We start from the raw sequence: 15790 nt of genomic DNA on the forward strand, positions 1-15790 counted from the left end.
TATAAATGCAGGTCAATGCTCATGTTGAGGATTGACCTGCATTTTTTTGTGTAAAAAGGACGAGTGAAATATAATGCTTAAAAAATATTGGATAAAATGTCCGATTTGTAACGGAAAGACGAGAGTTCAAGTATTTCATAATACTGTATTAAAAGATTTTCCTCTTTTCTGCCCTAAATGCAAATTGACGCATATCATTGATGTAGAAAAATTAGAGATTGTAATCAAAAATACAGAAAAACAAACTTTTATTATTTAGAAGAAAGGATATAAAAATGAAACGTTTACCTAAATATACGCCTGCGGAAGTACGGAATGATCCATACGGATTTACTTACAAAGAAATGTCGGAAGTTATTGGCGAGAATGAAGCAAAAGCCTTATATGAAGAATTATATAAGCAATTACCACGCAAAAAAAATCTATCAATGTTGGTAAAAAATATTTGCAAAAGCAGTGATACTGAAAAGTATGTTTACGAACTGAAAGACAACAAATACATTGAAACGGTTTTTATCAAGCGGCGAGATGGTGGAACTGTTTGCGTGAGCACACAAGTCGGTTGTCCTGTTGGTTGTATTTTTTGTGAGTCCGGGCGAAATGGCTTTGTTCGTAATCTAACATCGTCAGAAATCGTACAACAGATTATATTGTTGCGTCGAAAAGTAAACCGTATCGTTTTTATGGGTATGGGAGAGCCTTTATTCAATTATGACAACTTGATAAAAGCAATCCATATTCTCCGAGATAGATATGGGCTCAACTTTCCAACCGACGGCATTACCATATCAACAGTTGGTCCGGTCGATCAATTAAAAAAATTGCGCGAGGAACATCTTAAAATTCAGTTGACAATATCTTTACACGCAGCAACACAATCTGCAAGAAATCGTATTATTCCTCACATGCGCATATATGCTATTGAAGATGTTGTTAAGCAAGCCTTATCCTATTCTGAAAGGCATAATCGCAAAATTGTCTTTGCGTATTTGCTTTTACCGGGTATAAATGACCGGCCCTCAGATGTAAGACAACTTGCAAAATGGTTTCGGGGCAAAAAAGTTATGATTAACGTGTTACAATACAACCCAACAAGCAATTCAAGAATTAAAGCACCACAGAAACGGGAAATAGTTGCATTCAAACATCAATTAGAGCAAGCAGGACTTGAAGTTACTATGAGAGTTTCTCATGGCAGAGAGATTAACGCGGCTTGTGGACAGTTAGCTAACACATATAATAAATTCAAAAAAAAATGATTAAAAGTGCCAGACGCATAGACGCAGAGCCGATAACGCATTAGGTCAAAAAACCTATGTGTTATCGGCTTTTTTATTTAATATTGCGCAAAAGCCGCTGTTCCCTATTATAGAATGGATTGCGGGTAGTGTATTAAAGTCGCCCTTTTTTAAGGATACGGCGGTATCGGGGAGGTATCGCCGTGTCCATTTTTATTTACTGTAACCCGCCTAATGCTTTGCGGTCAAAAAAAGCTATGCTCCGCAAGCGGGATATTCCGGCTATGAATGTGAACTGTCAATACATTTAGCTACTGCTTACATTTCCTTTGCGCCCGTCCGCGTCTTGCGGACGGGCGCATTTTGCTTTTTTCAACTTTTTTCTGAAAAGCGCACTCAAGAGCCATCTCCCGAACGGGTACGGAGCGAAAGGGGCAGAGAGGACAAGCCCTTAACTCCCGTCCTCTACTCCACGCGGGAAGGAGGTGAACTCTATGGAGCTATCTTCTTCCGACAAGGAAAGAATACAACATCAGTACGACGCATTAGCAAAGAAAACTTTGGTCGGCGAAGCGAAAAGCCACCGCCGCACTCTTGCGAAACGCGCAGCACGCGAAGTTACTTTTTCGGATTTGAGCGAAAGCGAACTCGCGCAGCTTTTCACAACGGACGAATACGAAAGCGATTATTTCCGTTTTCAAGTGTCCGGCTTTGATGTACTCGTCAAAAATGAACTGCTTGCCGAAGCCCTTAACGCTTTGCCCGAAAGGAAACGCGACATTATCCTTTTGTCCTACTTCTTGGATATGAGCGACGCGGAAATTGGCGAACTGCTGAATGTTGTACGCACGACGGTTTTCCGGCACAGGAAATCCGCGCTTGCGAAAATCAAACAGTATTTGGAGGGAAAAGCAGATGATGAATACCGTTAGGAAGTCTGAAAATCTGTTGCCGTTCCCTGTCATTTCCGCAGCGGCAAACGGCGACACAACCGCCATGTGCGCGATCTTGAAGCACTACGAGGGTTACATAGCGAAACTTTGTACCCGCACGCTGAAAGACGACGCGGGCAATACCTATTCCTATGTGGACGAGGAAATGCGTAACAGGCTGCAAGTGCGCCTTATTACCCGCACCCTTGCTTTTCATGTAGGATAATCTTTTAGCCCATGCGGGGAGCGTGTCCCCTTTCCACGCTTCCCGTTATGGGCTATTTGTCGTTCCGCAAAAGCATATCCGCTGTTGATGTGCTTTTGCAGGCCGACAAAGCCTATTGTTCTTTGACAAAGAAAGCGGCCTTTGGTGCGCAGCATAACAGGCAAACGGGTACATTCCGTCTGTACCGAGCCAGTCGGCGGGTACGCCATGACAGCTTTTCCCCATAGGGGAAAAGCCGAGCGAGAACTACCGCGCCGTAAAACAGGTTTAGCAGCTTGTGGGCGACGACATACAAGGCGGCACAATGATACTCCCGCGTTGAACACCCTCAAAGTATTGCGCGGCGCACCCATAAGCATGGGCCGGGGTGAAACTCCCGTGAGGTTGCAGCTAACAACCGCCCGTTTTTGCCTTTTGACGAATATAGTTTATCCATACAGGAAAAGGAGGTTTTTCTAATGGATAAAAAACAGACAATTACAACCGAACGCAAAATAGGGAAAATCACCTATCTTGTTCAAGCGTTGCCGAGTGAAAAGGCAACCGATACAATCCATAAAAAGATTGAGAAACTCATTGTAAAGGATTTGCAGAAAAAGCCCGGAAATCCGGGATTTTTAGCGTCCGAGTAGTGCATTAGGCGGCGGGATATGGTATAATGATAGCAACACATTATACCTGTTTATTCGGCTGTCGGAAAGGAGGACTAATGTTACAGTCGAATAAAATCACCGCCCTTTACTGCCGTTTAAGTCAAGAGGATATGCAAGCCGGAGAAAGCGGAAGCATACAGCACCAAAAAATGATACTTCAACGCTATGCGGACGAACACCATTTTTTGAACACAAAGTTTTTTGTGGACGACGGATTTTCCGGCGTGAGTTTTGAGCGCGAGGGGCTGCAAGCGATGTTGCAGGAAGTGGAAGCCGGACGAGTGGCGACGGTCATTACCAAAGACCTTTCCCGTCTTGGCAGAAACTATCTGAAAACGGGCGAACTCATAGAGATTGTATTTCCCGAAAACGGAGTACGCTATATCGCGATCAACGACGGAGTTGACACAGCGCGGGAGGATAACGAGTTTACCCCCTTGCGGAACTGGTTTAACGAGTTTTACGCCCGCGACACAAGCAAGAAAATCCGCGCAGTTAAACAGGCACAGGCGCAAAAAGGCGAGCGCGTCAACGGGGAATATCCATACGGCTATATCCCAGACCCGAACAACCGCCACCACCTTATACCCGACCCGGAAACCGCGCCGATTGTCAAACAGGTTTTCGCTATGTTTGTTAGCGGCGTGCGTATGTGCGAAATCCAAAAATGGCTTGCGGAAAACAAAGTCTTGACGATTGGAGCGTTGCGCTATCAGCGTACAGGACAGGCGCGGTATCAGCGGGCAATGATCGCCCCCTATACTTGGCCGGACAAAACGCTCTATGACATATTAGCAAGGCAGGAATATTTAGGGCATACCATAACCGCGAAAACTCACAAGGTATCCTACAAGTCGAAAAAGACCCGGAAGAACGAAGAAGAACAACGCTATTTCTTCCCAAACACCCATGAGCCGCTTGTTGACGAGGAAACCTTTGAACTTGCGCAAAAGCGGATTGCTACCCGCCACCGCCCGACAAAAGCAGCGGAGATTGATATTTTTTCCGGCTTGCTGTTTTGCGCTGGTTGCAGACATAAGATGTATTACCAACAGGGCGTAAATATCGAGCCGCGCAAGTTTTCCTATTCTTGCGGCGCATGGCGCAACAGGGCAAGGACAGGCAGCGAGTGTACCTCTCATTATATCCGCAAAAACGTACTTCTTGATTTAGTGCTGGAAGATATGCGGCGGGTTTTGCGGTATGTTAAGGAACACGAACAGGACTTTATCTGTAAAGCTACCGAGTACGGCGACATGGAAGCGAGAAAGGCATTAGCGCAGCAGCAAAAGGAACTTTTCAAAGCACAGGCGCGTATGACCGAACTTGACACGCTTTTCCGCAAGCTGTATGAGGACAACGCATTAGGCAGACTGACAGATGAACGGTTTGTGTTTCTAACTTCCGGCTATGAGGACGAAAAGAAATCCCTTGCCGCAAGGATAGACGAGTTACAACAGCAGATCGCAACCGTTACCGAGCGAAAAAGGGATATATCAAGGTTTATTCAGATTGTCGGGAAATACAGCGACATACAGGAATTGACCTATGAAAACGTCCATGAGTTTATCGACCGTATTTTGATACATGAATTAGACCGGGAAACCAACACCCGGAAAATCGAAATCCATTATAGCTTTGTCGGACAGGTTGATACCGAGCAGGAGCCGACGCAAGTTGTCAACCATGACCGCCGCAACATGGTAGATGTAAAAAGTATCGCTATCTAACCCCAGCAAAGTTCGTTCCAGAGTAACCGTCGTCATACAGGAAGAGGGTGTTGGTGAATCCTTTCTCGGCTGCATACTTCTCCAGCAGAAGTTTTTGATTCTGAATACTGTTCGAGTCATCCGTCTTATTTGTTTTCTGCGTATCCTCTTGACTCAGTCGGCCATAGAGGACGGTATATTTTTCGTTGCTTGCCATTGCTACTCCTTTCCGGGCAAGCCGATACGGTAACAACAAACATACCGTATCTCCTGCCCAATGTCTATCCTCAAAGCGAACCTTTTTCTAAATCACTGTCGATGATTTGCAGCATCTGCTCCGTAGGCGTTTTTGCTTCCTCTGCGGTAGAGAAGATGGAACGGACGAAGAATGTTCGTCCGCCCACGATCATCTCCCGGCGAAGTTCCATACCATGTTCTGTTTCGTGATAAGATGTATCCCGGTAGATTGGCGTGATTGTATTTTCATCCCGGTAGCCGATCGCTCGCTCCGGAATATAACCACCCAGAATACCTGTCTCCATATACACTTCGAATTCACTTTTCATAGCGTTCCTTTCTCCCAAAACCAATTCGGGCAACAAAAAAGCAGACCGTCACATGGTCTGCTGCCAAGTCTGTTCTTCTTCGTGATCGTCCTCCTTGTGACCGAGGGCGATTTTCTTTTGTCGTTCTTTCCGGAGGGCCTTGCTGTCTGCGTGGTAGTGCGTGGTGGCATCCTTCACGGGAGCAGGCCCCTGGCCGCGCTCCAAAGCGTGTCCAAGCTGGACCACACCACCCACAGCACCAGCCCAGTCAGCGCCAGGGCCGCCAGTCCCAACAGCAGACTGGTCCATGGAATGTCCGGCAGACTCAGTCTGGGCAGCCTGATACTGGGCAGAGAAAAACGCTTCTCGTTCCGCTTCCCAGCCTGTTCGCTCATCTGCTCCAGATGCTTCACCGCTTTCAGCAGTTCGTCCATCTGCGTCCGGTTCGGGAGCTGCACAAGCAGTTCGTTGACCTTCTTCAGATAGCCAGTCTGTCTCTCGGTGTGGTACCCCAGTGCGCAGAGGTCGCTCAGCAGATCCTCCCACTCCGCTTTCGTGGGATGCACTTCGGGAGGCGGTGTCGGCTCTTGTGCCGGGGGCTGCGGCGTGGTCTGTACCATCTGCGCGGGCCGGTTCTTCTCTAACAGCTCGTCCATGGATAATTTCTGCTCTGATCCTGAATTCATATTCCATCTTCTCCTTCAGATATTTCTCCCCGAACAGCAGGCGGTCACGGCACTGCCAGCCGCTGGGTGTGGTGTAGGTGATGTTCCGCCGGGAGGTTTCCCAGCAGACCTTGCAGCCCTCGCTCTCCATCAGTGCAATGAATTCCTCACGGGTGGAGGCGTGGCGCATACAGACGTTGATGAGATTCATGAGCTGCAGCTTCTTGCTCTGGCCACGGGCCGCGGTGTGATACTCACCGACTGTCATGGTCTTGGTTTTCTGCTTCCTGTCTTTAGGCTGGAACACAGGGAGAGAAAACTCCATGCAGACCTGATCGTTGCGCTGCCTCAGTTGCTGGAGTTGCTCCTTTGCGATGTGCAGTTTCTTTCCGGTATCGAAGTTGACGGAGTTGATGAGGAAGTGGGAATGGATGTGTTCCCGGTCTGTGTGGGTGCAGACCAGAACTTCATATCCCTCATAGTACTCAGCCAGCTTCAGCGCCGCCGCATGAGCGGTGACCGGGTCGACCGCTTCGCCTTTCGGGAAGCTCTGCACCATGTGGTAGAACAGCACGCCATCGGTTTTGTGATAGAGCCGCTTGGTAGTCATGAAGTCCGCGTAGACAGATTCCGGCTGGCAGTTGATGCCTGTGATCAACTGCTGCCCCTCGAACTCAGTTTTCTTGTTCTGCATGGTGTACCGCATTACGGCTCCCATACATCCGGTGGTCTGGCCCCGCTTGTAGTTGGTGAAGCTGATGATCGCCATTCCTCACCACCGCTTTCGTTCCAGGATCAACCGGACAGCAGCGCAGAGTTCAGAGAACGCCTGGCGCACACTGTCCAGATTGACCACCGTGACGCGCCCCATGTGCGCCAGGGTGACGAGTTGATTCAGATTTCTGCCAATGGACTTCAGCTCCTTGAGCACTTCTTTCAGTCCATCGACGACCACAACCTGCTTTCCCAGACAGCAGGCTGTCACATAGTCGCTCATGGACATTCCGGAGCGTTTCGCCAATTCCTTGATGGCCTCCCGGTCTGCGGATGCCATCCGGGTACTGAACTTGATATCCTTTTTCATGTCGTTTCCTCCATATTGCAGATAAAGTGGGCCCGGGCTTCTGCCCGGAAATTATGCGGAAGGCGGGCGGCGGCTTTGCCGGTGACCAGACAAACGCGATGCTGGCCACCTCCAAGGAGGTGATTCTCCCGCGCCAAACACCCGCGTTCCACCTTCAGCCACAAACGGCCCCACACGGCGTTTCTTTTGCCTTGCGGGAGTTTACTCGCCGCACCTGGAAACCGCCTGCAAATCGCCGCACAGCACCCCGAGAGGGTCAACAGGGTCGACCGCCGGGATACCCTGGGTATCGTCACTTTCGGCACGGTGCAGCTCAATGAGCCGCTTTCCGTTGCTGCGGCGCACCACAGCAGAAATGCCGATTTTCCTTAGTGCGTCCAGGTTTTGCAGAATCTGTCTGGACACTTTCTTGGGCGAGATACGCTCCACACCCAAAGGGTCGATTCGTTCAGACAGCTCTGTGGGAGTGCCGATAAATTCAGTTCGGTCACTCATCAGTTCGGAGAGGAGATAAACGATACGGTCGCCCAGCAGCTCCGGCTGTGTCCGGCTGTCCGACACCAGTTCCCATACATTTTCACCGTTGCGCTCCAGTGTCAGCTCCCGGTATTCAATGTCACGGCCAATACAGGAGAGCTTTGCTCTGCCGCTGCCCCGCCGTTCCTCCACCAGCGTGAAGCTGGAATCCACCGCACCGCTGATAGCAGTCGTACCAGAGATGCGGTTGAACACATCGTCAGCGGTTTCCTTGCGCAGATGATGAATCAGCAGGATGGCGATGCCGTGGGCATCTGCGATCCGTTTCAGCGCAGAGAGGTCGCGGTAGTCGTTGGCGTAGGTTGCGTCACGAGCTGGACGAACCATCTGCAGCGTGTCGATGATGACCAGTACCGTGTCCGGGTGGGCGGTGAGGAATGTTTCCACCTGCTCCTCCAGCCCCTGTCCAATGAGGGCGCACTCCGTGCAGAAGTGGACGCTGCTTGGTGCGTCCTCGGTGATCTCAAAGAGCCGGTTCTGGATACGGAGAACGGAATCCTCCAAGCAGAGATAGAGGGTGGTACCTTGCTTCACGGACATCCCCCAGACGGTTTCGCCCTTGGCCACCATGACGGACAGCCACAGGGCCAGCCAGGACTTGCCCACCTTGGGAGAGCCGGCCAGGAGGTGCAGCCCCTGAGACAGAAGCGTGTCTACCACGAAGTTGAGCGGCGTCAGCGGCAGGCTCATCAGGCTCTCGCCGTCAATGGTTTGCAGTCGTTTTGTTTTACTCATAGGATCATCCCCTTGTAAAAAGATAAGGACAGAGACCACGCGGCCACCGTGGCTCTTGTCCTTTCACTTGATTATTGGGGGAATTTTGATAAAATGAGAATATCGCAAGACAGGCAGAAAACAGATATAGGACAGAGGAGGTGGCCCTATGCCACTGGGAATCAGGCAGAACAACAATTTTCTGCATCTGACAATGGATGTCTGGCAGGATCAGATCTTTTTCAACGAGACCGTCTACCCGGCCGGCCACTTTGCCGCCGAACTGTTGAATGTTCCCGAGGAAACCATACGAGAACTGGTCACCCACGGCGGTGCCATCAGCCATCAGGTGGAGGCCCTGGCTTTGGCCGGGCGAGGTGAATTTATCAACCTGCTGGACGGGACCCGCGCCTCTCTGGAGAAGTTGTTGGACGCCCTGTGGCACTGCCCGCCGTACAGCCTGATGGACAAAGGGCAGGAACAGCACACACTGGAGGTGCTGTTTTCCCCGGCGTCCCACAACGACCTGCTGAAGCCGGCTTCGCCCGTCCGGGAATTTTTCTTCCGCTATCTGGTCGCTGCCTTCAGTATCCCCCTGGGCATCCAGCACTTCGCCGTGGCGGCACGATATTTTGAGGAGGGCTATCTGCGGCGGCTGAAGAAACGGACAGAGACCTTCTTTGCCATGGCTGCCCACGACTGCTTCAACAGCGAATGGTTCTGGAATATGATGCGTGATTTGCCGGTACCGGATATTGAGCCATTTACCATCACGCCGGATCTGAGATCCTCCTATGTCTTTGCCCGACATCCGAAACAGGAAAAGGAAACCGTATTTGTGAACCGGTATTTCTTTGACCATGTCATCAGCTTCTACATCTTTGATCTGATGAACGGACTGCAGCACGGCCATGCGCCCAGCCGGTGCTGTGGCTGTGGAACATACTTTCTCACCACCAACGGCCATATGCCAAAATACTGCGATGGCATTGCGCCCCAGGATCCCCGCATGACCTGCCGGCAGTACGGCGCCATGATGCGGCAGAAGGAGCAAAACAAACAGCACCCGGTCTACCGCCTGTTCACCACCCGCACCAACACCATCCGCAAGCATCACCAGAGAGGAAAGATCTCCGACGAGCTGCGCAATGAAGCACTGTATGTAGCGGAGAGCCTGCGGGATAAGGCGCTCATGGATAACGACTATGCTGCCAACGGCTATGCAAAGGACATGGAGCAGGAATCGATCTATGTTCAGGCGAGAGCGCGCATTGCCCGGGAGAACCGGCCATGAGCATGTACCACTGTGACACTCCCTGCCCCAGCAACGAGCAACTGGCCCAGCGCATACAGGACGGCGATCCGCAGGCCGCACCGCTCCTGCTTTCCCAGAATGAGGGATACCTGACCATGCTGGCCACAAGCTACTGCGAGCAGTTTTCTCAGGACTTTCTGGTGGACGACCTCAAGCAGGAGGGGGCGCTGGCACTGCTGGACGCGGCGCGGCGGTTTGACCCATCCATGGGGACTAAGCTGCTGACCTATGCGACCTCCGCTATTGAGACGGCCATGCGGGACTGCGCCGCCCAGGGTTCTTTCTCCTTGTCGCTCCCGCTGGACCGTTACCGCCAGCTGCGCCAGGTGGCGTTCCTCTATGCCACACACGAGCAGGAGGGTGCCGAAGAAGATTTGCTGACTGCCATTCAAGAGAAGTTGGAAGTCTCCGTCAAAGTAGCCAAGCGTCTGCTGGAAGAATACCGCACCGTGTTTCAGATCGAGGCTCTGGGCGAGCGTGTCTTTGACCTGGGGTGTGGAGGTGACCCCGCCAGGGTCTACGACCGCTTCATGCGCCGGACGCTGATCCTCCAGCGTATGGAGGAGATTCTGAGCCCCAGAGAACTGAATTTGGTGCGCTATTATCTGGGAATCGGTCAGCCCAACGAACAGGGCATGACCTTTCAGGAACTGGCCATCCGGCTCAACTATAACGGCCCCAGCGGTGCGGAGAAAGCATACAAAAGCGCCATCCGGAAACTGAAAAAGCAGTTGAACGGCGGCGCTTACGGTCAGTGGCTCTCCATCCAGAAAGCCATTCACAGGGCCAGGACGGATGCAGAGGCTGATTCCGGTTACTATGTGCCGCCGCAGATCACCTGGCTCAACAAAAAAGAACTGGCAGAGCGGTTTCTCTGTGAAGTTGTTTCGCTGATCCATGTCCATGAGATATTCAGCGACGCATTGGAGCAGGGAGAAGAAGAAGCCGATTTTGATTTACGCTTCCCCAGAGGACCTGATGTGGATGTTCGCTCATAGTGCAATGCAATAAAAATCGTACCGTAAAGAGATTGACAAGACTCCTTTCAAATGCTATACTTTGTAGCATGCAAAGCGGTTAGTCATTGCTAACTATCACAATGCAACATTTGGGTGTAGAACCTTTGGCAAAAAGTATGAAGTAGCATGAGTATTGAAGGAGGAACACAGTTGAAGCAAAAAAAGTGGGCGCTCATGGTGTTGGCAACTGCACTGGCGCTGCAATCACATGTAGCCGCAGTTGATTTCTCAGATTTTCCATCGGATTGGTCCGCAGCACCTTTGACGCGTGCCGTAGAGGATGGGCTTTTGACGGGTACCGGTGGAAAAATCAACGGTAATGGTAAACTGACCCGGGCTGAGATGGCTACAATTGTAAATCGCGCCTTTGGGGCATCGGCAATGGCATCTCTTGACGCTTATACAGACGTACCGGACCAGGCATGGTATTATACGGAAATGGCCAAAGCGGTACAGATGGGTACTTTTCAAGGAAGCGGCAATCAGCTATTCCCTGATGCAGAGATTACCAGAGAACAGGCGTTTACCGTCCTTGCACGGGCTTTTCTGATGCCGGCAGGTAATCCTGCGCATCTGAATGCATTTTCAGATGGTGACCGGGTATCCCCTTGGGCTCAAAGCAGCGTTGCGGCCCTCGTTGAGGGAGGATATATTCATGGTGCTGACGGCAAACTGAATCCCCGGAGCGGCATTACCCGGGCTGAATTTGCACAGGTAATGTGTAATCTGGTAGGAATGTATGTCAGTATGCCTGAAACGGTGACGCAGGCGGAAGCTGGAAATCTGATGGTTCGGACAGCAGGAGCGACTCTGCGTGATTTGACCGTAGATGGTGATCTGGTACTGGGTGATGGGCTGGGAGCCGGAGAAATCACGCTGGAGCAGGTAAAGGTACAGGGCCGACTTTTGGTACGTGGAGGCGGCGAGGAATCAATTTATCTGACCGGTGTCGAGGTTGCCGATGGTGTGGTGCTGACCAACGCCAACACGCCCACTCGTATTGTGACAAAGGACAGCTCTTTGGGTCCTGTTGAAGTCCATAGCGCCCTGATTGTGGAAGGTGATATGGATGAAGTCCATGTGGCTGGCACAGCCTCCATAACGGTGCGCAGCGGTAAGGTGAGAGCTCTGCACATTGCGGAAGCAGCCTCTGATGTCCAGATTACCGTAGAGAAGGGCGCCCAGGTGGATCATCTCACGGTAAACGGTCCCTCTGCACGGGTAGATGGCAAAGGCACGGTGAAAACCGTACAAGCCAATGCAGATAATCTGGCAGTTGCCACGCCCAATACGAAAGTAGTGGTTTCCAAAGATGTTGTGGGTGTCACTGTAGGCGGTAAACAAATCTCCGCCGGACAGACAGTGCAAACCACCGCCTCCGGCAGTGTTTCCGGCGGGAACAGCGGAAACGCCGGAAGTGGCAGTTCCTCACATCCAGGCGACACAGGAACGACCGAGACCACGCAGTATTGCACTGCCCGTATGATCGATCTGTCCTATGCCCAATATGTGGTACTTACCTTTGCAGAGGGCTCAACCGTAACGGACTACACAGTAGCCATAGACGGAACGGCCGTGGACGAAGCAGCGCTGCGTAAAGTGGATCACAGCGGCCGGATCGTCAAGTGGGAGCCTGAAAATGGTTGGAAGCTGAATGAGTCCCATACCATCACAGTCACACGCCGGACCGATGGCAAACAGCAGACTCTGGTGGTGCATCCCCTGGGACAGGCGAAAGGAGGACAGGACGCATGAATAAAAAAAAGCTTTGCCGCTCAGCTGCGGCGATGACGCTGGTGTGTGCGTTGGTCAGCGGAACGGCACTGGCTGCCCCCGCCGATTTGATGGGACATGATTCCCTGTATATCTGGGACTACCATCTCACCAATTACGACAACAACGGCAACATCCGGGTCTCCCCGGACCGAACCACCTTTGCCCCCAAAGGGGAGCAGGAGCTTAGCAGCATCCCGGCCTACTATTCGCCAAACGCCATACTGAAGGAAACCGACGGCGGCGGTTACGGCGTCAGCGGATCAGTTGAGATCTTCTTTTCCTACATGAGCGAAGACGAAAAGGCCTGGGTAGACGCCATTTCCTCCGACAGCGGCAACAGTGTCCAGCTGGTATCCTTTGATGAGAACAAACGGTTGCTCAACGATGCCCTGCAATATACGCTGGAAAAAGATGTTTCAACCGATAACGGAACCCGTACCGCAGCCAAGCTGACGATTCCGTTGGGGCAGACCAATTTTTACACCAACGGCCGGTACTACGTCCGTGTCCGTGCCGCCGGCAAGGACACGGCCCTTGTCCCCATCCATGTGGTAAATGAAAAAGCTCCCACCATCAAGCCACAGCTTGACACGGTGTGGACAACGGAGCCCAAGGCATTTTTTGATGTGTCGGATATGACCTACGGCGTGCTGATGCCGGCCTATGCAGCGGAGCTGACCTACCCCGACGGCACCGTCCGCGCCCTGACCGTGATCAGAGACTGGTATCTGATTGGCAACCTGTTTGTACTGTATAACGACAGCGATGAGGCACTGTTTACCCAGCTGGGAACCTATACGCTGACAGTCCATTCTACCGGATTCAAAGATATGTCCTGCACCTTTGAGATGGAGGAGGGGGAGCCGATCCCAGGATATGAGGATCGAAAGCCCATTGCCGTAACGCCTGCGGCTACTTCCCATGTGGATGCCGTGACCCATGCCACCAGCAGCAGTGGCGGAGGCGGTGTAGGCAGTCAGGTTATGCCGGCCAATCTGCTGTTCAATGAAGATCTGCTGAGCAATGCCATGATCCTCAACAAACTGGGACTTGGCACTGCCGCAACCGCCAGCATTCACAAACGCTGGAGTGAGATGATGAGTGGAAAGCATGACGCAGTGTACGACGCCGACCGCCGCCACGGCTACGACTGGCAGCATTACATAAATGCGGTACAGCAGGCCAAACAAGCTGGCAAATATCTGACTTTTGAGGCCTATGCTGCACACGGCGTGCTCAACGGTGGCAATCCCTATGCCATCAAGGAGGTACTGGAAGACGGACTGCTGGGTGAGACTCAGATGGGCGGCGTCTATCTGGGTAAGCGTCCTCCTGCGCTGACCCGCGTCGATGCATCGGGCGAGCCGGTGGACGGAACGCTGGTACAGGAAGGCGAGGATCTGATCCTGTCCTGCCCGGATGCCGCCTATCTGAATGCAGTCACCGGCATCATGATAGACGACCACCAGTATCCCCGTCTGGAAGAGGATGTAGACTATACAATCAACGGCGAACAGCTGATGATTCGCGGTGACGCTATTAAATCCTTCGGATTTGGTGCAAGACGCATCACTCTGGATGCCGACGGATACCGCCGCATTTATCTCAACATCGTCTACGGCAAGGATCTGGAACAGAACGTGGGGCTGGAGGCAAGGAAAGACGAGTTTACCCACAGTGAGTCGGTCTTTGTTCGCCTGACCAACACCCAGGGCGACTTTATGAAGCATCTGCAAAAGGTAGAGCTGGTAGACCCCAAGGGAGAAGTCATCCAGCTGCTTACCAAGGAGCAGGGCGGTGATTCCAGCAACGACTGGTATACCGTCAGCGGCAATACCTCCATTGGCATCCAGCCCGGCGCCTTTAAGCAAAACGGCGTGTATACCGTTCGTGTCACCGCCCGGTATTACGGTATGCGCCAGACTGAGGTCACACTGACAGGCGCTCTGCCCTCCCTGGGAGTCCATACGGCAGCAGGCTCCCGGGATGTGGAAAGCGGAAGCTATCGCATTGCACTGACAGAAGCTGCCGGTACATGGCGTCTCAAAAACTACAAGCTGACCGTCAATGGGACACAGTACACGGAGGAAACTACATCCAACACGCTTCAGACACATGAATTCCGCTGGGACAGCAGGAATTCCGGTGCACCGGTACTGTACCTCCATCCCGACGGCTTTACCAAGGATGTCAACCAGATCCTCATCACCCTGGAGGGATATTCCCCGGTAAAAATCCTGGTGGACAAGGTCACCGGATATGCGGTCATCACCGATGGAGATACCATGCCAGATCCTGCCGATCCCCCTGCGGTTTCTTCCACCGAGCCGGTTGCATCCATGAGCGGAAAGCCCGATCACTATCGGATCCATCTGTCCGGAGATGATGTTGCCCAGTATTTGGGCAGAGTGGACGCCTTTACACAGGTTTCCGTGCAGCACGGCCAAGATACTGTGAACTACACTTATCAGGCGGCTCTTACCACCTCCCATAAGCACGCTTTCTCTGTGGAGGACGGTATGCTGCTGCTGACAGCCGACGGCCTTGCAAACGGTGAAAACACCATCGTCATCGACAAGGTGGGTGGCTACAGCCCCCTGACCGTAACCATCACCAAGTCCGAGACTCCGGATGTATCCAGCTTTGATCCTCGTGAGAATCTGCCGGTGGCGGCACGCTATTACCGGTATGATTCTAAGCTGAATTATGCGGCTTATGACCGGGAAGAGGTCATGGCCTGGATGGACACCATTACTGCACTGAAGGTAAATAATACCGTCTATACCAAGGCAGAATATGCCTATGAAGTAAACTGCAATAATGTCTTCTATGTTAATTCGGCGAGACAGGAAATCTATTTAGGCTGCAAAACGCTGGATAAGCAGGATGTCAGCATCATTGAGCTGACAGATGGTACCGGTACCATCACATTTAAGCTCACCAGTAAGTATCAGATCGAATTTGTAGAAACCGAGCAGGAGCCCACACCGGAGCCGGAAGGCAATGCTGCTCCAGAACCCCAGGCTATGAACGAGATCGATGAGTTTTATGGGTGGGAGATATATTACCGTCTTTCCTTTCATCCTGAATTTGGCGCAGATGCCCTGCATACATATCTGAGCCAAGAGAACATGACGGTAACGATCGATGGAAAACCTTGCACAAAAGCCGGATTTTCCTGGGGAGAGGGACTGGAATATAGGGTTGAAGAAGACAGTTCCAGTTTGCATCCCGACCAGCTTTGCTTCATGGACTACCATGAAGACTGCTTTAAAGAGCGGAAAAGCTATGCTGTAGAGATTACGGTGCCTGGCTATCAGACCCTCTCCTTTACAGTCGTTCATGACAGCACTGGCATACGAGTGACCAGCGCATAG

15 protein-coding genes are annotated in these 15790 nt (G+C 51.8%); 10 read left to right on the forward strand and 5 right to left on the reverse strand.

Annotation, left to right across the window (positions count from 1 at the left end):
• Positions 1–73 precede the first annotated feature (73 nt).
• The 6 genes from ACVDHE_RS11700 to ACVDHE_RS11725 all read left to right on the forward strand — a co-directional run bounded on the left by ACVDHE_RS11700 (position 74) and on the right by ACVDHE_RS11725 (position 4779).
• Positions 74–259, forward strand: a complete 186-nt coding sequence (locus ACVDHE_RS11700) for a cysteine-rich KTR domain-containing protein (RefSeq protein ID WP_003431289.1) — start codon at positions 74–76, stop codon at positions 257–259.
• Between the two features lie 16 nt (positions 260–275).
• Positions 276–1259, forward strand: a complete 984-nt coding sequence (gene rlmN, locus ACVDHE_RS11705) for a 23S rRNA (adenine(2503)-C(2))-methyltransferase RlmN (RefSeq protein WP_002584956.1) — start codon at positions 276–278, stop codon at positions 1257–1259.
• 473 nt (positions 1260–1732) lie between these two features.
• Positions 1733–2170, forward strand: coding sequence for a sigma-70 family RNA polymerase sigma factor (locus ACVDHE_RS11710; RefSeq protein WP_002604474.1), 438 nt, complete (start codon positions 1733–1735; stop codon positions 2168–2170).
• Complete coding sequence (locus tag ACVDHE_RS11715) at positions 2154–2396, forward strand: helix-turn-helix domain-containing protein (RefSeq protein ID WP_002604473.1); 243 nt, start codon at positions 2154–2156, stop codon at positions 2394–2396. Before ACVDHE_RS11710 ends, ACVDHE_RS11715 begins: the two co-directional genes overlap by 17 nt.
• Before the next feature lie 458 nt (positions 2397–2854).
• Positions 2855–3028: a transposon-encoded TnpW family protein gene (locus ACVDHE_RS11720; RefSeq protein WP_002604472.1), complete on the forward strand. Its 174-nt coding sequence runs from the start codon at positions 2855–2857 to the stop codon at positions 3026–3028.
• Between the two features lie 77 nt (positions 3029–3105).
• The gene (locus ACVDHE_RS11725; protein ID WP_002604471.1) at positions 3106–4779 is read left to right on the forward strand and encodes a recombinase family protein; all 1674 of its coding nucleotides are present in this window, start codon (positions 3106–3108) and stop codon (positions 4777–4779) included.
• On the opposite strand, the gene ACVDHE_RS11730 is transcribed toward ACVDHE_RS11725, so the two are convergent.
• The 5 genes from ACVDHE_RS11730 to ACVDHE_RS11750 all read right to left on the reverse strand — a co-directional run bounded on the left by ACVDHE_RS11730 (position 4772) and on the right by ACVDHE_RS11750 (position 8324).
• Positions 4772–4975, reverse strand: a complete 204-nt coding sequence (locus tag ACVDHE_RS11730; protein ID WP_458884670.1) for a recombinase family protein — start codon at positions 4973–4975, stop codon at positions 4772–4774. The genes ACVDHE_RS11725 and ACVDHE_RS11730 overlap by 8 nt on opposite strands.
• A 70-nt stretch (positions 4976–5045) precedes the next feature.
• The gene (locus tag ACVDHE_RS11735; protein ID WP_458884671.1) at positions 5046–5324 is read right to left on the reverse strand and encodes a hypothetical protein; all 279 of its coding nucleotides are present in this window, start codon (positions 5322–5324) and stop codon (positions 5046–5048) included.
• A gap of 48 nt (positions 5325–5372) precedes the next feature.
• Complete coding sequence (locus ACVDHE_RS11740; RefSeq protein WP_458884672.1) at positions 5373–6737, reverse strand: relaxase/mobilization nuclease domain-containing protein; 1365 nt, start codon at positions 6735–6737, stop codon at positions 5373–5375.
• Positions 6738–6740: 3 nt separating this feature from the next.
• A complete protein-coding gene (locus ACVDHE_RS11745; RefSeq protein WP_087262051.1) occupies positions 6741–7052 on the reverse strand; it encodes a plasmid mobilization protein in 312 nt (103 codons plus the stop codon).
• Positions 7053–7253: 201 nt separating this feature from the next.
• On the reverse strand, positions 7254–8324 hold the full coding sequence (locus ACVDHE_RS11750) for an AAA family ATPase (protein ID WP_458884673.1): 1071 nt from the start codon (positions 8322–8324) through the stop codon (positions 7254–7256).
• A 148-nt stretch (positions 8325–8472) separates the two neighbouring features.
• Here ACVDHE_RS11750 and ACVDHE_RS11755 point away from each other — a divergent pair, with 148 nt between their 5' ends.
• From ACVDHE_RS11755 to ACVDHE_RS11770, 4 genes are all read left to right on the forward strand, one after another.
• Positions 8473–9597 (forward strand): DUF6076 domain-containing protein, encoded by a 1125-nt coding sequence (locus tag ACVDHE_RS11755; protein ID WP_458884674.1) that lies wholly within the window; start codon positions 8473–8475, stop codon positions 9595–9597.
• On the forward strand, positions 9594–10616 hold the full coding sequence (locus ACVDHE_RS11760) for a sigma-70 family RNA polymerase sigma factor (RefSeq protein WP_458884675.1): 1023 nt from the start codon (positions 9594–9596) through the stop codon (positions 10614–10616). Before ACVDHE_RS11755 ends, ACVDHE_RS11760 begins: the two co-directional genes overlap by 4 nt.
• Before the next feature lie 171 nt (positions 10617–10787).
• Positions 10788–12392: an S-layer homology domain-containing protein gene (locus ACVDHE_RS11765; protein ID WP_458884676.1), complete on the forward strand. Its 1605-nt coding sequence runs from the start codon at positions 10788–10790 to the stop codon at positions 12390–12392.
• Positions 12389–15790 carry a hypothetical protein gene (locus ACVDHE_RS11770; protein ID WP_458884677.1) on the forward strand — a complete coding sequence of 1134 codons (3402 nt, stop codon included), beginning with the start codon at positions 12389–12391 and terminating at the stop codon, positions 15788–15790. Before ACVDHE_RS11765 ends, ACVDHE_RS11770 begins: the two co-directional genes overlap by 4 nt.

Source organism: Dysosmobacter sp. Phy (assembly GCF_054476235.1).

Coding starts and splice junctions, on each gene's coding strand:
- ACVDHE_RS11725 (WP_002604471.1), top strand. CDS start 3,106: ATGTTACAGTCGAATAAAATCACCGCCCTTTACTGCCGTTTAAGTCAA.
- ACVDHE_RS11700 (WP_003431289.1), top strand. CDS start 74: ATGCTTAAAAAATATTGGATAAAATGTCCGATTTGTAACGGAAAGACG.
- ACVDHE_RS11745 (WP_087262051.1), bottom strand. CDS start 7,052: ATGAAAAAGGATATCAAGTTCAGTACCCGGATGGCATCCGCAGACCGG.
- ACVDHE_RS11735 (WP_458884671.1), bottom strand. CDS start 5,324: ATGAAAAGTGAATTCGAAGTGTATATGGAGACAGGTATTCTGGGTGGT.
- ACVDHE_RS11740 (WP_458884672.1), bottom strand. CDS start 6,737: ATGGCGATCATCAGCTTCACCAACTACAAGCGGGGCCAGACCACCGGA.
- rlmN (WP_002584956.1), top strand. CDS start 276: ATGAAACGTTTACCTAAATATACGCCTGCGGAAGTACGGAATGATCCA.
- ACVDHE_RS11760 (WP_458884675.1), top strand. CDS start 9,594: ATGAGCATGTACCACTGTGACACTCCCTGCCCCAGCAACGAGCAACTG.
- ACVDHE_RS11715 (WP_002604473.1), top strand. CDS start 2,154: ATGATGAATACCGTTAGGAAGTCTGAAAATCTGTTGCCGTTCCCTGTC.
- ACVDHE_RS11755 (WP_458884674.1), top strand. CDS start 8,473: ATGCCACTGGGAATCAGGCAGAACAACAATTTTCTGCATCTGACAATG.
- ACVDHE_RS11730 (WP_458884670.1), bottom strand. CDS start 4,975: ATGGCAAGCAACGAAAAATATACCGTCCTCTATGGCCGACTGAGTCAA.
- ACVDHE_RS11770 (WP_458884677.1), top strand. CDS start 12,389: ATGAATAAAAAAAAGCTTTGCCGCTCAGCTGCGGCGATGACGCTGGTG.
- ACVDHE_RS11720 (WP_002604472.1), top strand. CDS start 2,855: ATGGATAAAAAACAGACAATTACAACCGAACGCAAAATAGGGAAAATC.
- ACVDHE_RS11750 (WP_458884673.1), bottom strand. CDS start 8,324: ATGAGTAAAACAAAACGACTGCAAACCATTGACGGCGAGAGCCTGATG.
- ACVDHE_RS11710 (WP_002604474.1), top strand. CDS start 1,733: ATGGAGCTATCTTCTTCCGACAAGGAAAGAATACAACATCAGTACGAC.